The organism is Streptomyces canus 299MFChir4.1, from assembly GCF_000383615.1.
GTDB classification, from domain to species: domain Bacteria; phylum Actinomycetota; class Actinomycetes; order Streptomycetales; family Streptomycetaceae; genus Streptomyces; species Streptomyces canus_C.
This window is the reverse complement of the sequence record NZ_KB911694.1, coordinates 1-1434: the sequence shown is the minus strand read 5'-3', so window position 1 is coordinate 1434 and position 1434 is coordinate 1. Positions and strand designations below refer to the sequence as shown.

Sequence of the window (1434 nt, the reverse complement as noted above, 5' to 3'; positions counted from 1 at the left end):
CTAGTAGGACTCCGTTACGTCTGTCTCGCGGTCCTGTTTGGGGGCATGTTGAGGGTGTGGACGCACATGAAGTGAACCGTGCTCGGGCGAAGTTAGCGTTGTTCGTAGCTGATGTGTTCGCCTCGGTGCCGCGGAAGGATCAGCGGGCCAAGAGCGACTGTTATCTGCGGGGTCTGATGCTGGACGGCCGGCGCAAGTCGATCCAGCCGATGGCAGAGCGGCTGCCGGACGGCAACGAGCAGAACCTGCAGCAGTTCGTGAACCAGTCGACGTGGGATCCCGTGCCGGTGCGGCAGCGGATCGCGCAGCGGATGGTGCCGCTGATCAGCCCGGATGCCTGGGCGGTCGATGACGTGGCGTTCCCCAAGGACGGCAGGATGTCGGTGGCGGTCGCGCACCAGTACTGCGGAGCCTTGGGCAAGCAGGCCAACTGCCAGGTCGCGGTGAGCGTGCACGCGGTCTCCGACAGCGCGTCGGTTCCGTTGCAGTGGCACCTGTTCGTACCCCAGGAGTGGGCCGACGATCCGGTCCGTCGACGCAAGACGGGGATCCCTGAGGAGACCGGGCACCAGGAGAAGTGGCGCCTGGCCCTGGATAGCATCGATGAGCTGGCCGAATGGGGTCTGGTTCCGCCGGTGCTGGTGGCCGACGCCGGCTACGGACAGAACGCCGACTTCCGCGACGGGCTGGAACGTCGGGGCATCGGCTACGTCGTGGCGATCCGCTCGGATGTGACCGCCCACCCGCATGATGCAACGCCCACTGCCCCCACCTGGTCCGGCAACGGCCGCAAGCCGCAGCCCCGCTACCGCGACAAGCCGTCCCCGGTGGCCGCGCTGGCGGCAGGCCAAGGCCGGCAGGCCTTCACCGAAGTGACCTGGCGGGAAGGCTCCCGCGGACCGATGCGCTCACACTTCCTGTCCCAGCGGGTGCGGCCGGCCGGCATCAAAGCCCGCCGCCTGGCCCAGGCCGCCGCCACCGACCACAACAGCTGGGACGGCGTCCTGCCCGAGCTCACGCTGCTGGCCGAATGGCCCGCCGGCGCCGAGGCACCCACCGACTACTGGCTGTCCAACCTGCCCGCCGACACTCCGATCGCCGAACTGGTCCGCCTGGCGAAGATCCGCTGGCGCATCGAGCACGACTACCGGGAACTCAAACACGGCCTCGGCCTGGACCACTTCGAGGGCCGCTCCTGGAACGGCTGGCACCACCACGTCACCCTGGTCACCGCAGCCCACGCCTTCCTCACCGAACAGCGCCTGGCCCCAAAAGCCGATACACCGGACTCACCCTCTACCAGATCCTCGACACCATCCAAGACCTGCTGAACTGCTGGACCGGCACCTGCACCACCTGCCACCGCCCCCTGCCCCCAACGTCCACCACCAGCCAGAACCCAAGAGCCAGAGCAACCTAACGGAGTCCTACTAG

General features: G+C 67.8%; 1 protein-coding gene. It reads left to right on the top strand.

What is annotated here, in order from left to right:
- Positions 1-56 precede the first annotated feature (56 nt).
- Entirely contained in the window at positions 57-1331 is a 1275-nt protein-coding gene (locus tag H293_RS0148815; RefSeq protein ID WP_028808887.1) for an IS701 family transposase, read from the top strand.
- Positions 1332-1434: the final 103 nt, after the last annotated feature.